Source organism: Micromonospora rubida, from assembly GCF_009908295.1.
Lineage (GTDB): Bacteria > Actinomycetota > Actinomycetes > Mycobacteriales > Micromonosporaceae > Micromonospora > Micromonospora rubida.
The window spans coordinates 13,307-38,294 of record NZ_JAAALO010000013.1 but is presented as its reverse complement, the minus strand read 5'-3'; the positions used below and the strand labels follow the sequence as shown (position 1 = coordinate 38,294).

The following is a 24,988-nucleotide window of genomic DNA, read 5'->3' as shown; positions in this document are numbered from 1 at the left end:
GTCTCCCTTCCCCGTCCACGACGATGCCGGGCCGCTGTTGCCGGGCCGTTGCCCGGCGGTGACGACCGGGGAACCGCCGCATGACCCTCACCACAGGCCGTGACCACCGCCACGGGCGCGGGCCGGTCGCTCAACCGCCGGCCACCACCGGCGGGGCAGCCACCAGGTCCAGCCGGTCGCCGAGGATCACCGCGCTGGCCCGGACCAGTTGGGCGAGGCGGTCCACCTCGGTGGAGTGGAACGCGGCGGGGGTCAGCATCCCGGTCTGGTCCCGGGCCACCACGAGCACCAGGCCGGCCCGGCCGAACGGCGCGATCGCGTAGTGAGTGCCGTCGGTGCCGGTCAGCGCGCGGGCCCGCAACGGGGTGACCTCGGGCAGCGCGGGCGGAACGGGCGTCCGCCAGCTCGCGTACGCCACGGTGGCGTCGCCGCCGGCAGCGCCCGTGCGCGACGCCCAGTCCAGCGGGACCACCGCCGCCACCGCCCAGTCCGCGGCGAGCAGCCCGGGCCCGGCGTCGACCAGGGTGGCCAGCCCGTCGGCCGGGTTGCCTGCGACCTGGGCCAGCAGCTCGGCGTCCTGCCCGGTGGTGGTCGGCGCGCCGATCGCCCGCCAGACGCCGTCGACCCGGACCCCCGGGATGGCGGCCAGGCCGGCCAGCAGCCGCTCCACCCGGGCGGCCCCCGGCCAGACCACGGTGAAGTCGTCGACCGCCCGCCCGCCGAGCCGCTCCAGGACGACGACCTGGACGATGTCGGCACCGGAGACCCCGAGTGTGCGGGCCACCTGGCCGAGGGTGCCGGGACGGTCCGGCAGGGTCACCCGAACTCTCAGCAACATGGTCGTCCCTCCGTTGGACGGGCCGACCCCTGACGGCCGGCAGGCTGGGCACAGCCTGCCGGTTGACCATTTCACCCCCGTTGCCGTGGGATGTCCCCGGGGAAAAACCCGCCTTGACAGGACGGCTGAGGTGCCATCAACTATTCGGATGACCGATTCGGCCGTAGCCGACACGGGCGGCGGTGCCGGCGCGGGTGCTCCGAGAGGGCTTGACCTCGACCGGCTCGCCGCCTACCTGGGCGCGCGTCGCCCCGAGCTGGCCGCCGCGCCGTTGCGGGCCCGGCTGATCGCCGGCGGCAAGTCCAACCTGACCTACCTGCTCCGCTCCGGCGGGCACGAGGTGGTGCTGCGCCGGCCCCCGCTCGGGCACGTGCTGGCCACCGCGCACGACATGGCCCGGGAACACCGGATCATCTCCGCGCTCGCCCCGACCGCCGTGCCGGTCCCCGAGGCGCTGCTGTTCTGCCCCGACACCGACGTGATCGGCGCGCCCTTCTACCTGATGGAGAAGGTCGACGGCGAGGTGTTCCGCGGCCGGTCGCAGACCGACCCGCTGACCGACGGGCAGCGGCGCGACCTGGCGACGGCGATGATGGACACCCTGGCCGCCCTGCACGCGGTCGAGCCCGCCTCGGTAGGGCTGGCCGACTTCGGCCGCCCCGAGGGCTTCCTGGGCCGGCAGGTCCGGCGCTGGGCCGGCCAGCTCGACCAGTCCCGCAGCCGTCCGCTGCCGGGCGTCGACGAGCTGCGCGACGCGCTCGCCGGCTCCGTCCCCGAGGGCGGCGCGAACGCGGGCCGGATCGTGCACGGCGACTACCGGCTGGACAATCTCCTCGCCACCGTCGGAACCGGCCCGACCGCACCCGGCCCGGTGTCGGTGCGGGCCGTGCTGGACTGGGAGATGGCCACCCTCGGCGACCCGCTGGCCGACCTCGGGCTCCTGCTGACGTACTGGTCCGTGCTCGGCGACAGCGACGCGGCCGTCGGCAATCCGATCGCCGACGGGCTCGGCCCGCGCGCCGGCTTCCCCTCGGGGGCCGAGCTGATCGACCGGTACGCCGGCCGCAGCGACGTCGACGTCGGCCCGCTGCACTGGCACATCGCCCTGGGCTGCTTCAAGCTCGCGGTGATCTGCGAGGGCATCCACTACCGGCACACCCTCGGGCAGACGCTCGGCGGGGGCTTCGACCGGATCGGCGAGTTGGTGGCGCCGCTGGTCGAGCACGGGCTGCGCGCAGTCAGGGAGAAGTGATGGACTTCCAGTTCGACGCCCGCACCGAGAAGCTGCGCGCGCGGCTGACCGCGTTCCTCGACGAGTGCGTCTACCCGGCCGAGGCGGTGCACGCCGAGCAGGTCGCGGCGGCCGGCGACCCGTGGTCGCGGTCGCCCGTGCTGGAGGAGCTGAAGGCCGAGGCGCGTCGGCGCGACCTGTGGAACCTCTTCCTCCCCGACCCGCGCTACGGCGCCGGGCTGACCAACCTCCAGTACGCGCCGCTGGCGGAGCTGACCGGGCGCAGCCCGCACCTGGCCCCGGAGGCGGTCAACTGCGCCGCCCCGGACACCGGCAACATGGAGCTGCTGGCGGAGTTCGGCTCCGAGGCGCAGCGGGAGCGCTGGCTGAAGCCGCTGCTCGACGGCGAGATCCGCTCGGCGTTCTGCATGACCGAGCCGGAGGTGGCCTCTTCCGACGCCACCAACATCGCCACCCGGATCACCCGCGACGGCGAGGAGTACGTGGTCGACGGCCGCAAGTGGTGGTCGTCCGGGGCGATGGACCCGCGCTGCGAGCTCCTCATCGTGATGGGCAAGACCGACCCCGACGCCGACCGGCACCGCCAGCAGAGCATGATCCTGGTGCCCCGGGGCACCCCGGGGGTGACCGTGCGGCGCGGGATGACGGTGTTCGGCTACAGCGACGCGTCGCACGGCGGGCACGCGGAGGTCGACTTCACGGGCGTCCGGGTGCCGGCGGAGAACCTGGTCGGGGCCGAGGGCACCGGCTTCGCCATCGCCCAGGCCCGGCTCGGCCCGGGCCGCATCCACCACTGCATGCGGCTGATCGGCATGGCCGAACGGGCCCTGGAGCTGCTGTGCCGCCGGGCCAACCAGCGGATCGCGTTCGGCCGGCCGCTGGCCGAGCAGGGCGTGGTCCGGGAGTGGATCGCCGAGTCCCGGGTTCGCATCGAGCAGGCCCGGCTGCTGGTGCTCAAGACCGCCTGGCTGATGGACACCGTCGGCAACAAGGGCGCGCACACCGAGATCCAGGCCATCAAGATCGCCACCCCGACGATGGCGGAGTGGGTGATCGACAAGGCCATCCAGGGGCACGGCGGCGCGGGCGTCAGCCAGGACACCCCGCTCGCCGCCCTCTGGGCCCAGGCCCGCACCCTGCGCCTGGCCGACGGCCCCGACGAGGTCCACCGCTCGTCCCTGGCCAAGCGCGAACTCCGCCGCTGGCTCTGAACCCCCACCACCGTCGCCCGGGGACGGTGGGCGGCGAGGCGCGAGGGGGTCAGGCCGAGGCGCGGCGCACCATGTGGGTGTCGAGGAGGATGTGGTTGGCCGGCAGGTCGTCGCCGCGGATGCGGGCCACCAGCAGGCGGGCCATCTGCCGGCCCATCTCCTCGACCGGCTGGAAGACCGTGGTCAGCGGCGGGTCGGCCTGCCGGGCCACCGGGGCGTCGTCGAAGCCGACCACCGCCACGTCCTCCGGCACCCGCCGGCCGGCCTCGCGCAGCGTCCGCAGCGCGCCGAAGGCCATCAGGTCGGAGGCGACGAAGACCGCGTCGAGGTCGGGGCAGACCTCCAGCAGCCGGCGCATGCAGGCCGCCCCGCTGCCCTCGCTGAAGTCGCCGTACGAGATCAGGTCGGGGTTGAGCCCGGCCCCGGTGGCCTGGACCGCCTCCCGGTAACCGGTCAGGCGGGCCACGCCGGCGCCCATGTCCTGGGTGCCGGCGATGGTGGCGATCCGCCGCCGCCCACAGGCGAAGAGGTACTCCACGGCGTGCCGGGCGCCGCCGACGTTGTCCACGTCGACGTAGTGCGCCGGCTGCGCCCCCGGTTGCAGCATCCGGGCCGGCCGGCCGCCGAGCACGGTCGGCAGGCCGCGCTCCTCCAGCAGGGTCGGCAGCGGGTCGGCGTCGTGCAGGGAGAGCAGCAGTACGCCGTCGACGTGCTGGTTGGTCAGGTGGTGCTCGACCCGCTCCCGCTCGATCGGGGACTGCACCATGGCCAGCCAGAGCTGCAGGGGCGTCTCCAGCAGGCCGGAGCTGACCCCCCGGACGATTCCGGCGAAGAAGGGCTCGGTGAAGACCCGGTCACCGGACTCGGAGACGACCAGCGCCACCGAGTCGGTCCGCTGGGTGACCAGTGCCCGGGCCGCCCGGTTGGGCACGTACCCCAGTTCCGCGATGGCCTGCTGCACCGCGGCCCGGGCCTCGGGGCTCACCTGGGGCGAGCCGTTCACCACCCGGGAGACCGTGCCGCGCCCGACGCCGGCGCGGGCGGCCACCGCGTCCAGGGTCGGACGTCCGAGCGACCGCGTGCGCTGCGTTGTCATTTCTGCTCCTCCGACATCGGACGACCCGACGCGCCCCCGCCGTCGGGGGGGTGCGCCGGGTCCGCCCGTCACTGGCTGGCCCCGCCTATTGTGCGGCCAGACCGTTGCGTCGGATCACCTCGGCGTACCACCTGGCGCTTGACTTGGGAATGCGGGTCTGGCTGTCGTAGTCCACGTACACCATGCCGAAGCGCTTGGTGTACCCCCAGGACCACTCGAAATTATCCAACAGCGACCAGGCGAAGTAGCCCCGTAGGGGCACCCCGGCGGCGATCGCGGCGTGCGCCGCCCGCAGGTGGGAGTCGAAGTACGCCAACCGGTCGGCGTCGTCGACCCGACCGTCGACCACCGCGTCGACGAACGCCGACCCGTTCTCGGTCACGTAGAGCGGCAGGTCGGTGTACTCGCGGTGCACCCGCTCCAGGGTCTCCAGCAGCCCGGGGGCGTCGATCTCCCAGTCCATGTCGGTCACCGGCACTCCCCGGGTGACGAACCGGACGTCCTCGCTGCCCGGCCAGCAGGTCGACGCCCGCCAGTAGTCCTGCGGCGGCTCCCCCTCGACCGGGGCGGCCACCACGTGGCGGCTGTAGTAGTTGATCCCGACCAGGTCGAGCGGGGTCGAGATGGTCTCCAGGTCGCCGTCTCGCACGTGCCCGAAGTCGGTGACCGCCGCCAGGTCCGCCCGCAGGTCGTCGGGGTACGCGCCGCGCAGCACCGGGTCGAGGAAGAACCGGTTGGCCAGCCCGTCGATCCGCCGGGCCGCTTCCACGTCGGCGGGCGCGGCGCTGGCGGGGTCGACCGGGTAGAGGTTCACCGTGATGCCGAGCTGGGCGTCGGGGCGGGCCGCCCGCAGCGCCTGGACGGCCAGGCCGTGCCCGAGCATCAGGTGGTGCCCGGCCCGGACCGCGTCCGCCCCGTCGGTGCGCCCGGGCGCGTGCGCGCCCGAGCCGTACCCGAGGAACGCCGAGCACCACGGCTCGTTGAGCGTGGTCCAGTAGCGCACCCGGTCGCCGAGCGCGTCCGCGACGAGCCCCGTGTAGTCGGCGAACCGGGCCGCGGTGTCCCGGGCCGGCCAGCCGCCGGCGTCCTCCAGCGGCTGGGGCAGGTCCCAGTGGTAGAGGGTCAGCCAGGGCTCGATGCCGTGGCCCAGCAGCTCGTCGACCAGCCGCCGGTAGAAGTCCAGCCCCTCGGGGTTGGCCGCCCCCGAGCCGCCGGGCTGCACCCGGGGCCAGGACACCGAGAACCGGTACGACTTCAGGCCGAGGTCGGCCATCAGGCGCACGTCGTCGGGCATCCGGTGGTAGTGGTCGCAGGCGACGTCGCCGGTGTGCCCGGCGACGGTCCGCCCCTGGGTGTGGCTGAAGGTGTCCCAGATCGACGGGGCGCGTCCGCCCTCGGTGGCCGCGCCCTCGATCTGGTAGGCGGCGGTCGCGGCCCCCCACAGGAAGCCGGGCGGGAAGATCGGCGCCGGGCCGTGGTCGAGGACGCCGACGGCGGGCGGACGGATCGGATCGTTCACGATTTGACGGCACCTTCCATGATCCCGCCGATGATCTGGCGGCCGAACAGGACGAACACGATGAACAGCGGGAGCGTGGCGATCAACGTACCCGCGAAGATCTGCGAGTTGTCGGCGAAGTACGCCGTGTTGAGGCTGCGCAGCGAGATCTGCACGGTCGGGTTGGCGGGGTCGGCGAGCACCACGAACGGCCAGAAGAACTGGTTCCACTGCTCCATGAACGTGAGCAGGCCGAGCACGGCCGCCGCCGGCCGCAGCGCGGGGACGACGACGTGCCAGTAGACCCGCCAGGTCGAACAGCCGTCCACCCGGGCCGCCTCGATCAGCTCGTTCGGGACGGCCTGCTCGGCGTACTGGCGCATCATGAAGATGCCGAAGCCGCCGATGAGGAACGGCACGGTGACCGACGGCATGGTGTTCAGCCATTCGAGCTTCGCCATCAGGATGTACAGCGGCAGCACGCCGAGCTGGATCGGCACCATCATCGAGGCGAGGATGACCAGCAGCATCGCGTTCTTGCCGCGGAAGCGCAGCTTGGCGAACGCGAAGCCGGCCAGGGAGCCGAAGAAGACCGTGGCGATGGTGATCGTCCCGGAGACCAGGAACGAGTTCATCAGCCCCTTGACGATGTTGGCGTCACCGTTCTCCAGCACCCGCGCGATGTTCTCGCCGAGCTTGCCGCCGGGCAGGAACGGCGGGGGCCAGGAGTTGGCGGCGTCGTTCGTCCGGGACGCGATGACGATCATCCAGTAGAACGGGAACAGGGAGAGGATCACGCCGAGGACCAGCCCGACCCAGGTCAGCGGGGTGGCCTTCCAGAGCCGGTCGGCCTTGTGGGTGTCGCGCGGCGCCTTCGGGGTCCGGCGTACGGGTGGGCGGAGCGTCGTGGTCGTCATCTGGCGCAACCCTCACTTGTCGGAACTGATGCGACGGGCGAGCAGGTAGTTCACCAGCGACACCAGCGCGATGAGCAGGAACAGCACGAGCGCCACGGCGCCGGCGTACCCCCAGCGGAACCGGGTGTTCATCACGTCGAGCAGGTACATGGTGATCGTCTGGAACTGCCCCTCGGAGCCGCCGGAGATCCCCCCGGAGCCGCTGGTGAACAGCAGCGGCTCGGTGAAGAGCTGCAACCCGCCGATGGTCGAGACGATCAGCGTGAAGATGATCGTCGGGCGGAGCTGCGGGATGGTGATCGACCAGAACTGGCGGCGGCGGGAAGCGCCGTCCAGCGCCGCGGCCTCGTACATGTCCTTGCTGATCGACTGCATGGCGGCCAGGTAGATCAGGGCGTTGTAGCCGACCCAGCGCCAGTCGACCATGGTCGAGATGGCGAACCAGGAGGCGAGGCGGTTCGCCCGCCAGTCGATCGGGCCGAGGCCGACCAGGTCGAGCAGCCAGTTGACCAGGCCGAATTCCTTCGCGTAGAGCATCGAGAAGATCAGCGCCACCACGGCGGTGGAGGTGATGATCGGCATCGCGATGGCCATCCGGAAGAACGTCTGCGCGCGTAGCTTCCGGTTCAGCGCGTTGGCCAGCACCAGCGCCAGCAGCAGCTGCGGCACGGTGGAGAGCAGGAACATGCCGAACGTGTTGACCACCGCGTTCCAGAACTGCGGGTCCTCGGTCAACAGCTCGACGAAGTTGTCCAGGCCGACGAAGCTGATCGTGGCGTTCAGCGGCGACCGGTCGGTGAGCGCGATCCAGATGGTGTAGCCGATCGGGTACGCGCTGAAGACGGCGAAGATCGCGAAGAACGGCAGGACGTACAGGTACGGGGAGTACTTCAGGTCCAGCCGGGTGAGGGAGGCCGGGCGACGGTGCGCGGCACGGGCCGGGCGGGCGGGGTCACCACCCCCGCCGGGGGGCGCTGCGGTGTGGAGGTCCAAGCTCATCGACGGTCCTTCTCGTCGGTCGGCGTGACCCGTCGCGCGGGCGACGCCGGGGGCTTACCGGCCGGCCGCGCGGGCGGCGCCGGGGCTTACCGGACACCGCGGGCGGCGCCGACAGTCGCACTGTCGACGCCACCCGGGTCGGTTCGGCCGGTCACTTACCGGCGGCCGCGCCGTTCTTGAGCGCCGACTGCCACTGCTCGCCGGCGGACTTGCCCTGCTCGACGGCGCGCAGGGTGTTCTCCACGGCCGTGCGGACCGCGTTGTTCTTCGGACCGAGGTAGACCGGCTTCAGGTCGGTCGCGCCGGCGGCGAAGATCTTGCCGACCGGGGCCTTGCTGAAGTACTCGTTGACCGAGTCGGCCACGGCCGGGTCGGTCAGGGCCTGCGGCGACGAGGGCAGGTTGCCGACCTTCTTGAACGCCTCGGTCTGGCCCTTGGCGCTGGTCAGGAACTTCGCCAGCTCGGCGGCCTCCTTGGCGTGCTTGCTGGACTTCGGCACACCCAGGAAGGAGCCGCCCCAGTTGCCGCCGTTGCCCGGGGCCTTGGCGACGTCCCACTTGCCGGCCGCCGCGTCACCGGCCTGGCCCTTGATGACACCGGTCATCCAGGCGGGGCAGGCGATGGTGGCGAAGGTGCCGTTCTTGAAGCCGGCGTTCCACTCGTTCGAGAACGACTGGAGGTTGTTCGACAGGCCGGCGGAGATCATCTTGGTGGTCAGGTCGTACGCGGTCCTGACGTCCGCGTTCTCGCCGACGACCAGCTTGTTGCTCTTGTCGTAGTAGGTGTAGCCGGTGCCGGAGCCGGCGATCTGCATCAGCACGACGTTGTAGAAGTTGGTCGCCGAGTCGACGAACTTGTGCTTCTTGTCGGCGGCGGCGAACTTCTGGCCGGTGGCGATGAACTCGTCCCAGGTCGGCCAGAGGGTGGCGACCTGCTCGCGGTCGGTCGGCAGGCCGGCGGCCTTGAACAGGTCGCTGCGGTAGCACAGCGCCATCGAGCCGACGTCGGTGCCGAGGCCGAGGACCTTGCCGTCCGGGGTGGTGCCCTGCTCCCACTTCCACGGCAGGAAGTTGGCCTTGAGGTCGTTCGCGCCGTGGTCGGCCAGGTTCACGAACTTGTCGGACTGCGCGTAGAACTGCACGATCGTGCCCTCTTCGAGCGCGACCACGTCGCCCGCGCCGGAGCCCGCCGTGATCTGCTGGGTCAGCCGGGTGTTGTAGTCACCGAGGCCGAGGCCCTTGCCGCGCTCCTGGATCTTGACGTTCGGGTGCTCCGCTTCGTACTGCTTGTAGAGCTCGTCGTAGCCGAAGCCCTGGTCGCCGAAGACGTCGACGATCAGGGTGACCGGGCCGTCGCCGCTGCTCGTTTCCGACGAGTCGTCGCCGCAGGCGGAGGCGGTGGCGATCACCGCGACGGACGCGAGCGCGATGGCCGCGAGCCGCCGACGACGGATTGGGACGCTCATCCGAGACCCCTCTTTCAGTGGTGAGGCTGTGTCGTGTGGTGGGGGTGCTGTGCACTCGCGCGCCGCCGGGGGACTGGGCCCGCGGAGGACACCCGGCGTGCTCGGGAAGGAGATCCGCGACACATGCCGGGAGCGCTCCCATGAGATTGCCGGCGAGCCTCAGAGGTGTCAATAACCCTATGGGAGCGTTCCCATATCGTTACCGCCGTGTATCGAACCCCCACCGCCGGGTCGCCGGCACGCCCTGCCCGGTTGTCGGTGCCGCCCCTTCGTCCACCTACTGGGACGGTGGGAGGATCTGCCGGGCCAGGCGCTGCCCGGTCCTTCCCCGGCATAGGCTGCCGGCATGATCTGCCGAGCCTGCCGGGAGCGGCGGCACGACGCCTGCCCGGGCCGGAAATGGTGCGACTGCCAGCACCGCACCCCCGAGCCCACCCCTCCGGTCACCGGTCCGGCCGGCGAATGAGCGCCGGAAGCCCGATCTCCCGGCTGTGGCCGGCCCCGTCGCCGACGCCGCTGGACGACACGGAGCTGACCGCCCTCTACGGCCGGGCCGCCGGTCCCCACCTGCGGGTGAACTTCGTGACCAGCGTCGACGGCGCGGTCACCGTGGACGGCTACTCCGCCGGACTCTCCGGCGAGCCGGACAAGCGGGTGTTCGGCCTGCTGCGGATGCTCTGCGACGGCCTGCTGGTGGCCGCCGGCACCCTGCGGCACGAGGGCTACAACGCGGTACGGCTCAGCGGGCCCCGCCGGGCCTGGCGTCGCGCGCAGGGGCTGGCCGAGTACCCGACCCTGGTCGTGGTCTCCGGCTCACTGGACCTGGACCCGGCGCAGACCGCGTTCGCCGACGCGCCGGTGCGGCCGGTCGTGCTCACCCATGCCGCCGCCGAGGCGCCCCCCGGCCTGGCCGAGGTGGCCGAGTTGGTGCGCTGCGGGACCGACCGGGTGGACCTGGCCGCCGGTCTCGCCGAGCTGCGCCGGCGGGGCCTCGGCCAGCTCCTCTGCGAGGGCGGGCCGCACCTGTTCGGCGCGCTCACCGCCGCCGACCTGGTCGACGAGGTCTGCCTCACCGTCGCGCCGCTGCTCGCCGGTGCGGGCCCGGGCCGGATCACCGCCGGGGACCCCGGCCCGCACCGGGAGCTGCCGCTGCGGCACGTGCTGGCCGCCACGGACGGCACGCTGATGCTCCGGTACGCCCGGGACGGGGCACCCGCCCCGGGCGCGCAGCCCGGCGCGTAGCCCCGGCGGTGTCCCCGGTGCCCGGGCGGCGTGGTGCCTCAGCCCGGGCGGCGTGGTGCCTCAGCCCGGGCGGCGTGGTGCCTCAGCCCGGGCGCTGGTTGACGGGTCGGCGGCCACGCTGGGCGGGGGTGGGCCCGGTCGGGCGGGTTCACCCTCCGGCCCCCTCAGGGCCTGTGTCGGAGTCATCGACGCCCCCTCTGGTGGCGACGATGTGCACGGGTGGCGTCGGGGTGCAGGGCAGCCTGTCGTGGCGTGATCGTCTGCTGATTTGTGAGACGACACGCCGGGCGAGTTCCCCAAAATCAGCAGACGATCGTGAAATCCCACCCCAGGGGGCGGGGTGGGAACACCGCCGCTGATGTCGTCGCTGACCGGCGGGCAACCCCACAGCGCCCCCTTTGCTCTGCTGCCCCCGGTGCAACGCTCGCGGAGCGTGACGATTCTGCCGACCTCTCGTGCCGGCCTCTCGTGCCGGCACCCGACGCGAAGCGGCTACGCGACGCCGGTGCCGGTGCTGGTGCTGCACGGCGGTGCTGGTCGTTGCACGGCGGTGCTGGTGTTGCGGTGGCGGCAGCAGAGCAAAGGAGGCGAGGTGGCACCACCCGCCCGACACCCCAGCCGCTCGGACCGCCGGACGGCCGGCCCCCTGTCCCACCTCACCCGCCCACCCACAACGGCCAGGACCCACAACATGAACAGGATCTTCGCCGCAATCCATCGATCAAGCCGCAGCTACCGCGCTTACCCCCATGCGGTGGATGCCGCTCCGGGGCCTGGCCCACCTGCCTGCTCCCACAGTCGACGCGTGGACGCGTGGACAGCGCAACTGGCAGCGGCAGGTATCGCGGCCAACCCGGCGGCGGACGGCCCGCTCGCCACCGTCCGTGCCTGGACGGACGCGCTGCGCCATGATGTCGGGCGCGGCGGGTGGCGTCCGCCGCGTCGCGTGGCAACCTGTCGCATCCCTCGGGCAGGATGCACCCCGTGGGCCCTGACCGAGACGACCAGCTGACCGGAGCGCGCGGATGACCGACGACGAGTTCGACGGCCCCGGCGAGGGGGTCGGTCGGGTGCTCGGCACCGCCGACGCCACCCCGCTGACGTTCTGGACGGCCGTGGCCCCCGGCAGCTACCTCCAGCTCGACGACGTGGTGGTGACCCGCCGGGAGCTGCCCGACCGGGAGCCGGTGACCATCGCCGGGGTGGTGACCCAGGTGCGGGCCCGGCACGAGGGCGCCCAGTTCGACTCGGACGTCTTCGCCATCGCCGACGGCACCCTGCCGGCGATGGTGCAGGAGGCGGCCGAGATCACCACCACCCGGGTCGACCCGGAGCTCTACGTGCCGCCGACCCCGGGCGCGGTGGTGCACCGGGCCGAGGGCGAGGCCCGGGACCGGGCGCTGCACTTCGACCGGATGGAACGACGGATCCCGATGGGGATGGGCCGCGACGGGGTGCCGGTCTACCTCAACGCCGACTTCCTCGACGGCAGCCGGGGCGCGCACGTCTCCATCTCCGGCATCTCCGGGGTGGCCACCAAGACCAGCTTCGCCACCTTCCTGCTCTACTCGGTCTTCCGCTCCGGGGTGCTCGGCGGCGACGCCGTCAACGCCAAGGCGCTGATCTTCAACGTCAAGGGCGAGGACCTGCTGTTCCTCGACCACCCCAACACCCGCCTCGACGACGCCACCCGGGCCGGTTACGCGAGGCTCGGGCTGGACGCCGGGGCCTTCCCCGACGTGCGGGTCTACGCTCCGCCCCGGGCCGGCGACTCCTCCGGCACGCCGGACGTGAGCAGCCGGCTGACCGGGGTGGACAGCTTCTACTGGACGCTGAGCGAGTTCTGCGCCGACCGCCTCCTGCCGTACGTCTTCGCCGACGCCGACGACGAGCGCCAGCAGTACACGATGGTGGTCCACTCGGTCGCCGCCCACCTGGCCCGCTACGCCCAGCCCGCCGACGGCGGGGTGAGCGTCGACGGGGTCCGGCTCGGCTCGTACACCGACCTGGTCGACCACATCGTCGAGCAGCTCAACGACGACGAGACCCGGGGCGACTGGGCGGGCAGCGCGGTCGGCCTGGGCACGGTCAACGCGTTCGCCCGGCGGCTGATCGGCAGCAAGAAGGACCTGGGCCGGCTGATCCGGGGCGACCTGGCCACCCGCCGCCCGCACTCGATCAACACCACCGAGAGCGCCCAGGTCACCGTCGTCGACCTGCACAACCTGCCCGACCGGGCGCAACGGTTCGTGGTCGGCGTGACGCTCAAGAGCGAGTTCGAGCGCAAGGAGAAGGCCGGCACGGCCAAGCCGCTGCTCTTCGTCGTCCTCGACGAGCTGAACAAGTACGCGCCCCGGGAGGGCTCCTCCCCGATCAAGGAGGTGCTGCTGGACATCGCCGAGCGGGGCCGCTCGCTCGGGGTGATCCTGATCGGGGCGCAGCAGACGGCGAGCGAGGTGGAACGCCGGATCGTCACCAACTCGGCGATCCGGGTGGTCGGCCGGCTCGACCCGGCCGAGGCGTCCCGCCCGGAGTACGGCTTCCTCCCGCCCGCCCAGCGGCAGCGGGCGCTGCTGGCCAAGCCGGGCACCATGTTCGTCAACCAGCCGGACATCCCGGTCCCGCTCTGCCTGGAGTTCCCGTTCCCGGCGTGGGCCACCCGCGTCTCCGAGGCCGGCCGGGCACCCTCGGAGACGCTACGGTCAATCACCGGAGCGGCCGACCCGTTCGCGGTGGTCGGCTCGGGCGGCGGCGCCGACGACGACATCCCGTTCTAGGGAGCTGAACCCGTGAAGATCCTGCACACCTCGGACTGGCACGTCGGCAAGGTGCTCAAGGGGCAGTCCCGGGCCGAGGAGCACAAGCAGGTCCTCGCCGGGGTGATCGACGTCGCCCGGCAGGAGCAGCCGGACCTGGTGATCGTCGCCGGGGACCTGTACGAGACGGCCGCCCCCACCCCGGAGGCGACCCGGCTGGTCACCCGGGCGCTGACCGCGCTGCGCCGCACCGGCGCGGACGTGGTGGCCATCGGCGGCAACCACGACAACGGCCAGGCCCTCGACGCGCTGCGGCCGTGGGCCGAGGCGGCCGGCATCACCCTGCGCGGCGGGGTCCGGGAAAACCCGGACGAGCACGTGATCGACGGGGTCACCGCGGGCGGCGAGCGGTGGCGGGTGGCCGCCCTGCCGTTCCTGTCCCAGCGGTACGCCATCCGCGCCGTGGAGATGTACGAGCTGACCGCCGCCGAGGCCACCCAGACGTACGCCGACCACCTCGGCCGGGTGCTCGGCCGGCTGACCGAGGGCTTCGCCGAGCCGGACCGGGTGCACCTGGTCACCGCCCACCTCACCGTGGTCGGGGCGACCACCGGCGGCGGCGAGCGGGACGCGCACACCGTCCTCGGGTACGCCGTACCGGCGACGGTGTTCCCGGGCACCGCGCACTACGTGGCGCTGGGCCACCTGCACCGGTCGCAGCGGGTGTCCGGCCCCTGCCCCATCCGCTACAGCGGCAGCCCTCTCGCCGTGGACTTCGGCGAGCAGGAGAACGTCCCGTCGGTCACCATGGTCGAGGTGACGGCGACGAGCGCGGCGCGCATCCGCGAGGTGCCGGTCACGGCGGCCGTGCCGCTGCGCACGGTGCGCGGCACCCTGGCCCAGCTCGCCGAGGCCGCCCCGCCGGAGGGTTGGCTGCGGGTGTTCGTCCGGGAGCAGCCCCGGGCGGGGCTGCGCGAGGAGGTGCAGGAGCTGCTCCCCCAGGCCTTGGAGATCCGGATCGACCCGGAGCTGGTGCCGGCCCCCGGCAGCGGGACGCGCACCGCCCAGCGGGCCGGTCGGTCGCCCCGTGATCTGTTCGCCGACTACCTGGACAGCAAGGGGCACGCCGACTCCGACGTCCGGGAGCTGTTCGACGAGCTGTTCGAGGAGGCGGATCGCTGATGCGCCCGATGCGGCTGGACATGGCGGGCTTCACCGTCTTCCGCGACGAGACGACCGTGGACTTCACCGACGCCGACTTCTTCGCCCTGGTCGGCCCGACCGGCTCCGGCAAGTCGACGGTGCTGGACGCGATCTGCTTCGCCCTCTACGGCACGGTGCCCCGGTGGGGCGGGACGCGGGGGCTGGCCAACGCGCTCGCCCCGTCGGCCACCGAGGCCCGGGTCCGGCTGGTCTTCGAGTCGGCCGGGGACCGCTACGTGGCGACCCGGGTGGTCCGCCGGGACGGCCGGGGCAACGTCAAGACGGCCAACGCCGGGTTGCAGCTCATGCCGGCCGGGTTCGACGTCACCAAGCTGGACACCGGGCTCAGCCCGGAGGACCTCGGCGAGGTGGTGGCCGGCACCCCGGCCGAGATGGACCGGGCGGTGCTGGAGGCGGTCGGGCTGCCGTACGAGCAGTTCACCAGCTGCGTGGTGCTGCCGCAGGGGCAGTTCGCCGACTTCCTGCACGCCCGGCCGGCGACCCGGCAGCAGATCCTGGTCAACCTGCTCGGCCTCGGCGTCTACGAGAACGTGCAGAAGCGGGCCACCGAGCGGGCCGGTCAGGCCGAGGCGAAGCTGGAGGCGGTCGACCGGATGCTCGGCGGGCTCGCCGACGTCGACGACGCGGCGCTGGCCGACGCGCAGGCCCAGGTCGGCCGGGCGCAGGAGCTGGCCGAAGCGGTCGCGGCGGCCGTACCGGAGCGGGAGCGGGCCCGGGCGGCGGCGCGGGACGCGCACGCGGCGCTGGCCGCCCTCGACGCCGAGCTGGCCGGGCTCGGCGCGGTGCGGGCGCCCGACGGGGTGGCCGAGGTGGCCCGGGCGGTGGCCGCCGCGCGGTCCGGCGCCGACGAGGCTGCGGCCGGGGTGGCGCTGGCCGAGGAGCGCGAGGAGAAGCTGCGCGGGGAGCTGGCGGGCGCGGGCGACGAGAGCGCCCTGCGGCTGCTGCTCAAGGCGCACGCCGACCGGGACCGGCTGGCCGGCGAGGTCGGGTCGGTGGCCACGGCCGTGACCGGGGCGCAGCGCGAGCACGACGCGGCGGTGGCCGCGCTGGCCGCGGCGCGGGCGGCGGCCGGGCGGGCCGAGGTCGAGCTGGACGCCGCGTTCCGGGCGCACGAGGAGGCGAAGGCCACCGACCAGGCGGTGGCGCTGCGGGCGCACCTGGTCGACGGGGCGGCCTGCCCGGTCTGCGAGCAGGTCGTGCCCCGGGTGCCGGCGGTGCCGGCCGGGTCGGCGGTGGCCAGGGCCACTGCCGCCGGGAAGGCGGCCCGGGCGGCGACCCAGCAGGCGCAGCAGGCGGTGCAGGAGCGCGACGCGGCGGCCCGGGACCTGGAGCGGGTGCTGCTGCGCGCCCGGGCCCAGCACGACCAGCTCCGGGGCCGGCTGACCGAGCTGGACGACCAGCTCACCGGGGCCGCAGCCCCGGAGGCGCTGCGACACGACCTGGCCGAGCACACCCGGCTGCGCCGGGAGCTGGACGAGGCCGCGGGCGGGGTGCGGGGCGGCCGGGACGCCGCCCGGCGGGCCCGGGCCGCGCTGGAGGCAGCCGAGGAGCGGCTGCGCGCCGCGTGGCGGGACTTCGACGCGACCCGGGACGGGCTGGCCCGGTTCGGCCCGCCGGCCGCCGACCGCGACGACGTGGCCGGGGCCTGGACGACGCTGACCGGGTGGGCCGACGCGGAGGCGCTGCGGCGTCGGGCGGACCGGGTGGGGCTGGCCGAGGCGGTCGCCGGGGCGGAGGCCGCCGCCGCGGCCGTGGAGGAGCGGATCGGCGGGGTCTTCGCCGCCGCCGGGCTGGCCGCCGGGGACGATCCGGTGCGGGCGGCCACCGTCGCGGTGGAGCGCGCCGAGGCGGCCCACCGACGGCTGGTGGAGCGCCGCGAGCAGGCCGCCGAGCTGCGCGGGCAGCGGGCCGGCCACGAGCAGCAGGCCCGGGTGGCCCGGGCCCTCGCCGGGCACCTGCGGGCCAACAACTTCGAGCGCTGGCTGCTGGCCGAGGCGCTGGACCTGCTGGTCGACGGCGCGTCGGGGATCCTGCGCGAGCTGTCCGGCGGCCAGTACGACCTGGTGCACGACAAGGGCGAGTTCTTCGTGATCGACCACCACGACGCGGGGCTGCGGCGCGGGGTGCGCACGCTGTCCGGTGGGGAGACGTTCCAGGCGTCGCTGGCCCTGGCGCTGGCGCTGTCGGAGCAGCTCGCCGGGATGTCCACCACGGCGGCGAGCCTGGAGTCGATCGTGCTGGACGAGGGATTCGGCACCCTGGACGCGGCCACCCTGGACACGGTGGCGGCCACCCTGGAGAGCCTGGCCGCCCGGGGGGACCGGATGGTCGGGGTGGTCACCCACGTGCCGGCCCTCGCCGAGCGCATCCCGGTCCGGTACGAGGTCCGCAAGGACGCCCGCTCCGCCCGCGTGGAACGGACCGGCCTGTGACGGGGCCGACGGGACCGGGCGGGACGGGACCGGGCGGGACGGGACCGGGCGGGACGGGACCGGGCGGGACGGGACCGGGCGGGACGGGACCGGGCGGGACGGGGACGGCCGGAACGGGACCGGGCGGGACGGCGGCCCAGGGCCCGGCCCCGGAGCTGTTCGTCGACGCCTGGGACCCGGGCTACGGCGCGTCCTTCGAGGCGGTGCCGGGCGGGCCGGCCGCGCCGAGCCGCCAGCAGGTTGACGCCGAGGTGGAGCTGCCCGCGGTGGACTGGCGGGCCATCGACGTCCGGCCCGGGGTCCAGGCGCCGGACGTGGTGCTGCTGGTCGACGGGGTCCGCCGGATCGACGCCAGCGTGTGGACGGCCGAGTCCGACGGGGCGTCGTTCCCCGGCGTGGCCGCCTCGTACGCCGCCGGGGTGGTCCGCTGCGACCTGGAGCGCGGCGCGGCGCGGCTCGCCGGGACGCAGGTGCGGCGGGGGCTGTTCACCGCCAGCCCGTCGGCCCGGGAGGTGCGGGCCGGGACGGTCCGCTACCCGGTGCACCGGGTGAGCGGCACCGGCGAGCTGAACAAGCTCCAGGCCGCCGTGCAGGGACCGCTGACCGCGCTGGAGGTGGAGGTCTCCGGGGCGGCCCGGATCGACGGGGACCTGCTGGTGGTCGACGGCCCGCTGCGCAGCCGCCGGCAGCTCCCCCGCACCCTCGGCTACGTCAAGACCCAGCACAGCCAGTACCTCGACGCCCGGCTGACCGCCGTGGTGACCAAGCTGCGGGCCGGCCAGCGCTCCCCCGTGTTCCGGCTCGTCACCGCCTGGGGCGGATACTCCTGGTACCTACGGCTGCCGATCTCCAGCGGCGCGCCGTGGGCCGGCATCGTCCGGGTGGAGTGCTCGGCCGAGCTGGCCGAGGCCGAGGCGATCGCGCTGGCCGACCTGTCGCTGGTCACCCTCCCCCGGTTCGCGTCCACCCCGTACAAGGACCCGAGGGCCCCGCAGAACCTGATCCCGATCGCCGGTTTGGAGCGCCGCCTGCGGGCGCTGCTCGGCGACGCCCGCCTGCTGCACCGGGCGCTGACCGCCGCGGCCCGGGGCCGCGGCCCCCTCCGCTGATGGGCCGCCTCACCACCCGGCTGCGGAGCCGCCGCCAAGTCCCCATCCGGACGGGGCGCCGCTGATGGGCCGCCGCCGGGGTGCGGACCGCATCGTCGCGCGGGTGGACACCGGCGAGGCCGAACTGGTCCCGAACGCGGACCGGCCGCGCTCGTTCACCCTGCTGCTCGACGGCGCCCCGCAGTCCCACGTGGACCTCGCCGACCCCACCCACCTGGAGTTCGAGTACGTCCGGCGGCTGGCCGCCGCCCTCGACCTGGTCGCACCGGCGGGTGCGCCGCTGCGGGTGCTGCACCTGGGCGGCGGCGCGCTGACCCTGCCCCGGTACGTGCAAACCACCCGCCCCGGCTCGACCCAGCGGGTGGCCGAGGTGGACGCCGCCCTGGTCGACCTGGTCCGCCGGGAGCTGCCCTGGCCGGCCGACCCCCGGCTGAAGGTCCGCGTCGCCGACGCCCGGGCCACCCTGGAATCCGCCAGGGACGGCAGCTACGACGTGGTGGTCGCGGACGTCTTCGCGGGCGCCCGCACCCCGGCCCACCTGACCAGCGTGGAATACGCGGCGGAGGTGGCCCGGGTGCTGCACCCCGGCGGCTGGTACCTGGCCAACATCGCCGACGGCCCGCCGCTGCGGCACGCCCGCGCCCAGGTCGCCACGGTCCGCGCGGTGCTGCCCCGGGCCTGCCTGATCGGCGACGCGGCGGTGCTGCGCGGCCGGCGCTACGGCAACCTGGTGCTGGTCGCGGGCCGGGTCGAGCCGCCCGTGCCGGAGCTGACCCGCCGGGCGGCCGGGGACTGGTTCCCCGGCCGGGTGGTGGCCGGGGACGAGCTCGACCGGTTCGCCGGCGGGGCCGCCGTGGTGCGCGACGCCGATGCCACCGACTCCACCCCGCCGCCGCCGGGAATCTTCTCCGTCCGCCGCTGATCCGGTGGCTCCGCACCACCGGGCGACCGGGCTTCAAGAGGGGACGGGCTGGTGTCGTCGGACACCCGGAGGCCCGCGGGCCTGCGGTGGGGTCCGTCCCGGCCGGGTGTCGTGGCAGAGTGTCGGGGTGACCGAACCCGCCGCCCGCCGGACGCTGCGCCCGCCGGCCGGCTACCGGCTGGCCGCGTCGGTCCGGTCGCTCACGTTCAGCACGTACGACCCGTGTGCCCGGATCGCCGCCGGCACGTTCTGGTGGGCCACCCGCACCCCCGCCGGCCCGGCAACCCTGGCGCTGCGCCCGAGCGGCGGCGGTGACCTGATCGCCGAGGGGTACGGCCCCGGCGCCGACTGGGCGGTCCAGCGGGCCGAGGCGGTCGCCGGGCTGCGCGACGACCTCACCGGCTTCGCCGAGCTGGCCAACGCGCACCCGCTGGTGGCCCGGCTGGCCGCGCGGCACGCCGGGCTGCGGATGCCAGCCACCGGCCAGCTCTTCCCGCGCGTGCTGCGGGCGATCCTGGAGCAGAAGGTCACCGGCACGGAGGCGTACCGGGCGTACTCGGCGACCGTGCGCCACTTCGGCGAGCCGGCGCCGGGGCCGTTGCAGCCGCTGCTGCTGCCCCCGGAGCCGGCGGCGGTGGCCGCCGCGCCGTACTGGGTCTTCCACCCGTTCGGGGTGGAGCAGAAGCGGGCCGACACGCTGCGCCGGGCCGCTGCCGAGGCCGACCGGCTGGAACGCTGTGTCGACTCCGCCGAGGCCACCCGCCGCCTCACCGCGATCCCGGGGATCGGCCCGTGGACCGCCGCCGAGGTGGTGCGGATCTCGTTCGGGGACCCGGACGCGGTCAGCGTCGGCGACTACCACGTGCCGAACACGGTGGCCTGGGCCCTGGCCGGGGAGCCGCGCGGCGACGACGCCCGGATGCTCGCGCTGCTGGAGCCGTTCCGGGGCCACCGCGGCCGGGTCTGCCTGCTGCTCACCGCCGAGGGCGTGCACGCCCCGAGGTACGGGCCGAGGATGCCGATCCGCTCCTTCGCCCGGTACTGAACCCTCCCCCGGCCCGCCGCCCCGGTCGGCGCGTGCTGCGCGTCCGGCGGGCGGGTCAGGGCCGGAAACGCCCAGCCCTGACGCGGAGGCCGGGGCCGGGTGCAGGGACGGGCGAGCGGCAGATCCGGGTCAGGGCCGGGCGCAGAGCCGGCGCAGGGTCCGGCCGAGCCACCAGGCGTACCCGCGTTGGAAGGCCCGGCCCGCCGGCCCGGCCGCGCGCATGAACCAGCGGTCCGGCCGGCTGAACGCGCGCACCTCGAACCAGACGGCGCCGGTGTCGTCCCGGCTCACCACGAACGCCTCCTCGCCCCGGGCCGGATGGCCGGGCAGCGTGCCGTACCCGAAGCCGGCCCGGTGGGTGTCGTCGGCGGCCCACACCACCGCGCACGGCGCGGCCAGCCGCAGCGGGCCGACGCCCAACCGGGAGACGACGGTGACCCCGGGCGCGGCCCGGGGCGCGTCGGCGTCGATCCGGATCCCGGCGGCCCGGTGCAGCCGCCAGCCGAGCACCGCCGCGCCGGCCGTGGCGAAGCAGCCGTCCGGCAGCCGCACCCGGTGCCGGACGTGCCGCCAGCCCGCGGGCAGCTCGCCGGCGTCGGTGGCTCCGACGTGCGGGTAGGTCAGCTCGGGCACGATCGCCGCCTCTCCTGGGGTCCGCGACACCGCCAGGGTACGGCCCTGCGCGCCGCGCACCGGCGGTGTGGTGAGCTGGGGCCGTGACCACGCCACCACTGATCGCCCCGGCCTCCCTCGCCGACGCAGGCGAGATCCTCACCGTGCAGCGGGCCGCCTACGTGACCGAGGCCCAGCAATACGCCGACCCGTTGCTGCCGCCGCTCACCGAGACTCTCGAAGAGATCCTGGCCGCGCTGGCCGGCCCGGAGACGGTGCTGGTCGCCCGGGCCGGGCACCGGCTGATCGGCTCGGTCCGGGCGCGGGTCGCCGACGACACCGCCCACGTCGGTCGGCTGGCCGTGGCCCCGGACCAGCAGGGCCGGGGGATCGGGCCCCTGCTGCTGCGGGCGGTGGAGGCGGCCTGCGCCGATCGGGTATCCCGCTTCGTGCTGTTCACCGGGGCCGCCAGCGAACGGAACCTGCGGCTGTACCGGCGGCACGGCTACGAGATCGTCGGCAACCGGCCGGACGCCAACGGGATCTCCCTCGCCGTGCTGGAGAAGCGGCTGGTCAAGGCCGCTCACAGCGACGCCTGAGGCCGTCGGCCTCCAGCCGGAGGTACCGGCGGGTCAGTCCGCCGTAGAGCCAACCCACGACGGCGGCGAGCGGGCCGGACTGCTCCAGCGTCAGCTCGACCCGGGCCCGGCCGTCCGGCAGCGGGACGATCCGGTGGTCGCCCCGGCTTCGGACGCCCGGGGCGTTCGACACCCAGACGAAGCGGTACGGGGCCTCGACCTCGACGACCCGCCACACCGCGGGACGCAGCCGCGGCTGCTCCAGCCGCGCGGTCGAGCCGACCGCCAACGGCCCCGGTTCCAGCCGCCGGGCGCGGGACACCGAGGCGGTCCACTCCGGCCACCTGTCGATGTCGGACTGCACCCTCCAGACCCGCTCGGCGTCGGCGTCGATCTCCGTGACTGCATCGAAGCGCATGGTCCCTCCCCTGTCGTCGGAACCTACCGCTCGATGATCCTCGTCGGCGACCCCGGCGGCCCGCACCACCACGACGACTGGTGTCCGTTCCTTCGGCCACCGACGCGCCGCACAGCTTCACCGGATCGGTGTGGTCCCGCGCCCGTGGGCACCGCGCCTCTACGACGCGGTGCGTCGCCGGCACGACGGCGAGCCGGTGCACCCAGGACGGCGTGGGGCAACCCGGCAGGGCCGCGCGGCGCAACGGAGCGGAGCCCGGTGGGGAGCGGCGTGGGGCGGGTCAGGCCGCCTCGGTCTCGTGCAGGTCGGCGAGGGTGAGCGGGGTATGGCGGCGCAGCAGGTCGTCCAGCTCGACGACCGTGCCGACCTCGCCGAGCACGTCCTTGCCGCCGCCGAACCGGGCCGGGTAGCGGCGCACCAGGCGGTAGCGGTACCGGCCGTGGATCAGCTCGACGCTGACCCGCCAGCGTCCGCAGCACCCGCAGATCCACTCCCGCATCCGGCGAAACTAGCTCCGAGCTGCGAAAACACCATCCGGTCCCCGGGGCACGATCGGGACGGGCCGGGACAGGCCACCCCCTCACCCCCGGTGATCCGCCTCACGACTGTCGGTGGCGTCTGGTTGACTGTCGCCGTGGACCTGCCGATCAACCCGCCGGTCGAACCGATGCTGGCCAAGGCCGTGTCGCGGCTGCCCACCGACCCCGGCACGACGTACGAGCCGAAGTGGGACGGCTTCCGCTGCATCGTGTTCCGCGACGGCGACGAGGTGGAGCTGGCCAGCCGGGGCGGCAAGACGATGACCCGCTACTTCCCCGAGGTGGTCGAGCAGGCGCTGCGGCAGCTCCCCGAGCGCTGCGCCGTCGACGGCGAGCTGATCGTGATCCGGCGCGACGGCCCGGACGGCCAGCCCCGGCTCGACTTCGAGCTGCTCGCCCAGCGCATCCACCCCGCCGCGTCCCGGGTGAGGCTGCTGGCCGAGACCACCCCGGCCGACTTCGTCGCCTTCGACCTGCTCGCCCTCGACGACGAGCTGCTGACCGACCAGCCGTATCCGCAGCGCCGGGCCCGGCTGGAGCAGGCCCTGGCCGGGGTCCGCCCGCCGGTGCACGTCACCCAGGTCACCACAGATCCGGAGACGGCCCGCCGCTGGTTCGACGTGTTCGAGGGCGCGGGGCTCGACGGGCTCATCGTCAAGCCGGCCGACCTGCCGTACGAGCCGGGCAAGCGGTTGATGTTCAAGGTCAAGCACGCCCGCACGGCCGACGTGGTGGTGGCCGGATTCCGCTGGCACAAGACCGGGCCGGTGGTCGGCTCGCTGCTGCTCGGCCTCTACGACGAGGCCGGCGTCCTGCACCACATCGGGGTCAGCTCCTCGTTCACGGCGGCCCGTCGCGCGGAGCTGCTGGACGAGCTGGCCCCCTACCGGGAGGTCGGCGACGAGCACCCCTGGGCGCATGGCGACCACGAGCGCGGCCAGCGCATCCCCGGCGGGGTGAGCCGGTGGACGGGGGCGAAGAACCTGGAGTGGGAGCCGCTGCGCCCGGAGCTGGTGGCCGAGGTGGGCTACGACGCGATGGAGGGTGACCGGCTCCGGCACACCGCCCGGTTCGTCCGCTGGCGGCCCGACCGCGACCCCCGGTCCTGCGGCTACGACCAGCTCGACCGCCCGATCAGGTACGACGTGGACCAGGTCCTGCGCGGCGATCCGGCGGCAACCGCCGAGGCCGTCCCGGGCCGGGCGTAGCCTGAGCCGTCGACCCGACCACGAGAGGCGCGCCGGTGACCCGCTTTCCCGACCGGATCCGCCGAGTCCGGCTGACCCTCGCCGGGCTCGTCTCGGCGGCGGTGGTCGCCGCCGGCTGCACGATGCCGGCGTTCGCACCGCGCACCGAGACCGAGGGCGAGGCCGCGCCGACGGGTGTCGCGCCGACCTGGCGGGCCTGCCCGGAGGTGGCCGACGAGTTGGTGGGCCGGGGCGCACCCGACATGCGGTACGAGTGCACGCGGATCGCCGTGCCGCGCAACTGGGGCTCCGGCACCGGCGCCACGGCCGGCCCGGGCACCGGGGAGACCTTCGAGATCGCCCTGCTGCGGGCCCGGTCCACGAAGCAGCGGGACCGGATCGGCTCGCTCGTGATCAACCCGGGCGGCCCCGGTGGCTCCGGAGTGGACACGGCCGTCTACCTCTCCTTCGGCTCGGCGTTCGGGGGGCTGCCCCCGTCGGTCACCGAGCGGTTCGACATCGTCGGGTTCGACCCGCGTGGGGTGGCCCGGTCCAGCCCGGTGAAGTGCATCCCCGACGCCGACCTGGACGCCAGCTTCGGCTACGACCCGGACCCGGAGTCCCAGGCGTCCTTCGACGGGTTCGTCGCGCTGAACCAGCGGATCGGGCGCGGCTGTGGCGACAAGTACGGCGACCAGCTCCCGCTCTACGGCACCGAGCAGGCCGCCCGGGACATGGACGCGGTGCGCGCGGCGGTCGGCGACGACAAGCTGACCTACCTCGGCTACTCCTACGGCACCCTGCTCGGGGCGACGTACGCCCAGCTCTACCCGTCCCGGGTCCGGGCCCTGGTGCTCGACGGGGCGGTGGACCCGACGCAGGATCTGGTGGCCGGCTCGGAGAGCCAGGCGAAGGGCTTCGAGCGAGCGTTCGACAACTTCACCCGGTGGTGCACGGCCAACACCGGGCGCTGCCCTCTCGCCCCGGACGCCCGGGCCGCGGTGACCTCGGCGATCGACAAGGCCAAGGCCTCCCCGGTTAAGGCGGCGGACGGCCGGGAGGCCACCGCGGGCTGGGTCTTCTACGCGGTCATCTCCTCGCTCTACACCGAGTCGGGCTGGCAGGAGTTGGCCCAGGCGATCGACCGGCTCGACGGCGGCGACCCGACCGAGGTGTTCCAGCTGGCCGACGCGTACGCGGGGCGGGAGGACGACGGGCGCTACTCGAACCTGTTCGACGCCAACCTCGCGGTCAACTGCACCGACGAGTCGGAGAAGCCGACCCTGCAGCGGGTCCGTGAGCTCCAGTCGCAGTGGCGGGAGAAGTACCCGCTGTTCGGCCCGGCGTTGGCCGTGGGCATGCTCGGCTGCGTCGAGTGGCCGGGTGGGCGGGACCCGTACCCGACCGGCAAGGCCGTCGGCGCGCCGCCCATCGTGGTGGTGGGCACGACCGGCGACCCGGCGACGCCGTACGAGCAGACCCCGAAGCTGGCCTCGATGCTGGGCGTGGGCCGGGTGCTGACCTGGGAGGGCGAGGGGCACACGGCGTACCCGCAGACGAGCTGCGTGACCGATGCGGTGGACGCGTACCTGATCTCGCTGACGGTGCCCCGGGAGGGGCTGCGCTGCCCGGCCCGCTGACGGCTCGC

The 24,988-nt window shown here is 74.3% G+C and carries 21 protein-coding genes; 12 read left to right on the top strand and 9 right to left on the bottom strand.

Translation table 11 applies throughout. The features are described from left to right. Positions 1–130: 130 nt before the first annotated feature. A complete protein-coding gene (locus GVV04_RS29430; protein WP_161692279.1) occupies positions 131–838 on the bottom strand; it encodes an ACT domain-containing protein in 708 nt (235 codons plus the stop codon). 148 nt (positions 839–986) lie between these two features. On the opposite strand from GVV04_RS29430, the gene GVV04_RS29425 reads away from it, so the two are divergent. Then, a complete protein-coding gene (locus tag GVV04_RS29425; protein ID WP_161692278.1) occupies positions 987–2,090 on the top strand; it encodes a phosphotransferase family protein in 1,104 nt (367 codons plus the stop codon). Next, a complete protein-coding gene (locus GVV04_RS29420; RefSeq protein WP_161692277.1) occupies positions 2,090–3,301 on the top strand; it encodes an acyl-CoA dehydrogenase family protein in 1,212 nt (403 codons plus the stop codon). Before GVV04_RS29425 ends, GVV04_RS29420 begins: the two co-directional genes overlap by 1 nt. A gap of 49 nt (positions 3,302–3,350) precedes the next feature. Here the strand turns inward: GVV04_RS29420 and GVV04_RS29415 are convergent, their stop codons facing one another. The 5 genes from GVV04_RS29415 to GVV04_RS29395 all read right to left on the bottom strand — a co-directional run bounded on the left by GVV04_RS29415 (position 3,351) and on the right by GVV04_RS29395 (position 9,276). After that, positions 3,351–4,397, bottom strand: coding sequence for a LacI family DNA-binding transcriptional regulator (locus tag GVV04_RS29415; RefSeq protein WP_161692276.1), 1,047 nt, complete (start codon positions 4,395–4,397; stop codon positions 3,351–3,353). An 85-nt stretch (positions 4,398–4,482) separates the two neighbouring features. Next, complete coding sequence (locus tag GVV04_RS29410) at positions 4,483–5,916, bottom strand: GH1 family beta-glucosidase (RefSeq protein WP_161692275.1); 1,434 nt, start codon at positions 5,914–5,916, stop codon at positions 4,483–4,485. After that, entirely contained in the window at positions 5,913–6,812 is a 900-nt protein-coding gene (locus GVV04_RS29405; protein ID WP_161692274.1) for a carbohydrate ABC transporter permease, read from the bottom strand. The genes GVV04_RS29410 and GVV04_RS29405 overlap by 4 nt, the downstream gene beginning before the upstream one ends. A gap of 12 nt (positions 6,813–6,824) precedes the next feature. After that, complete coding sequence (locus GVV04_RS29400) at positions 6,825–7,811, bottom strand: carbohydrate ABC transporter permease (protein ID WP_161692273.1); 987 nt, start codon at positions 7,809–7,811, stop codon at positions 6,825–6,827. Positions 7,812–7,962: 151 nt separating this feature from the next. Continuing rightward, a complete protein-coding gene (locus tag GVV04_RS29395; RefSeq protein WP_161692272.1) occupies positions 7,963–9,276 on the bottom strand; it encodes an ABC transporter substrate-binding protein in 1,314 nt (437 codons plus the stop codon). A gap of 462 nt (positions 9,277–9,738) precedes the next feature. Here GVV04_RS29395 and GVV04_RS29390 point away from each other — a divergent pair, with 462 nt between their 5' ends. The 7 genes from GVV04_RS29390 (at position 9,739) to GVV04_RS29360 (ending at position 20,006) form a co-directional block, all read left to right on the top strand. Continuing rightward, positions 9,739–10,518: a pyrimidine reductase family protein gene (locus GVV04_RS29390; protein ID WP_161692271.1), complete on the top strand. Its 780-nt coding sequence runs from the start codon at positions 9,739–9,741 to the stop codon at positions 10,516–10,518. Positions 10,519–11,543: 1,025 nt separating this feature from the next. Continuing rightward, positions 11,544–13,295, top strand: coding sequence for an ATP-binding protein (locus GVV04_RS29385; RefSeq protein WP_161692270.1), 1,752 nt, complete (start codon positions 11,544–11,546; stop codon positions 13,293–13,295). Positions 13,296–13,307: 12 nt separating this feature from the next. After that, positions 13,308–14,456, top strand: coding sequence for an exonuclease SbcCD subunit D (locus tag GVV04_RS29380; RefSeq protein WP_161692269.1), 1,149 nt, complete (start codon positions 13,308–13,310; stop codon positions 14,454–14,456). Then, entirely contained in the window at positions 14,456–16,930 is a 2,475-nt protein-coding gene (locus tag GVV04_RS29375; RefSeq protein ID WP_161692268.1) for an AAA family ATPase, read from the top strand. Before GVV04_RS29380 ends, GVV04_RS29375 begins: the two co-directional genes overlap by 1 nt. A 155-nt stretch (positions 16,931–17,085) precedes the next feature. After that, the gene (locus GVV04_RS29370) at positions 17,086–18,039 is read left to right on the top strand and encodes a hypothetical protein (RefSeq protein WP_161692342.1); all 954 of its coding nucleotides are present in this window, start codon (positions 17,086–17,088) and stop codon (positions 18,037–18,039) included. 64 nt (positions 18,040–18,103) lie between these two features. Next, on the top strand, positions 18,104–18,961 hold the full coding sequence (locus GVV04_RS29365) for a spermidine synthase (protein ID WP_161692267.1): 858 nt from the start codon (positions 18,104–18,106) through the stop codon (positions 18,959–18,961). Between the two features lie 127 nt (positions 18,962–19,088). After that, positions 19,089–20,006, top strand: a complete 918-nt coding sequence (locus GVV04_RS29360) for a DNA-3-methyladenine glycosylase family protein (RefSeq protein ID WP_161692266.1) — start codon at positions 19,089–19,091, stop codon at positions 20,004–20,006. A gap of 129 nt (positions 20,007–20,135) precedes the next feature. Here the strand turns inward: GVV04_RS29360 and GVV04_RS29355 are convergent, their stop codons facing one another. Continuing rightward, entirely contained in the window at positions 20,136–20,735 is a 600-nt protein-coding gene (locus GVV04_RS29355; RefSeq protein WP_328822642.1) for a DUF1990 family protein, read from the bottom strand. Here GVV04_RS29355 and GVV04_RS29350 point away from each other — a divergent pair. Next, on the top strand, positions 20,723–21,217 hold the full coding sequence (locus GVV04_RS29350; protein WP_161692265.1) for a GNAT family N-acetyltransferase: 495 nt from the start codon (positions 20,723–20,725) through the stop codon (positions 21,215–21,217). The two genes, GVV04_RS29355 and GVV04_RS29350, sit on opposite strands and share 13 nt — an antisense overlap. Here GVV04_RS29350 and GVV04_RS29345 read toward each other — a convergent pair. Together GVV04_RS29345 and GVV04_RS29340 are read right to left on the bottom strand one after the other, a co-directional pair. After that, positions 21,192–21,614, bottom strand: a complete 423-nt coding sequence (locus GVV04_RS29345; protein ID WP_161692264.1) for an SRPBCC family protein — start codon at positions 21,612–21,614, stop codon at positions 21,192–21,194. The genes GVV04_RS29350 and GVV04_RS29345 overlap by 26 nt on opposite strands. A 280-nt stretch (positions 21,615–21,894) precedes the next feature. Next, the gene (locus GVV04_RS29340) at positions 21,895–22,113 is read right to left on the bottom strand and encodes a hypothetical protein (protein ID WP_161692263.1); all 219 of its coding nucleotides are present in this window, start codon (positions 22,111–22,113) and stop codon (positions 21,895–21,897) included. Between the two features lie 135 nt (positions 22,114–22,248). Between GVV04_RS29340 and GVV04_RS29335 the strand changes: the two genes are divergently transcribed. Continuing rightward, on the top strand, positions 22,249–23,361 hold the full coding sequence (locus tag GVV04_RS29335) for an ATP-dependent DNA ligase (RefSeq protein ID WP_161692262.1): 1,113 nt from the start codon (positions 22,249–22,251) through the stop codon (positions 23,359–23,361). Positions 23,362–23,417: 56 nt separating this feature from the next. Beyond that, complete coding sequence (locus GVV04_RS29330) at positions 23,418–24,980, top strand: alpha/beta hydrolase (protein WP_407938856.1); 1,563 nt, start codon at positions 23,418–23,420, stop codon at positions 24,978–24,980. Positions 24,981–24,988 lie beyond the last annotated feature (8 nt).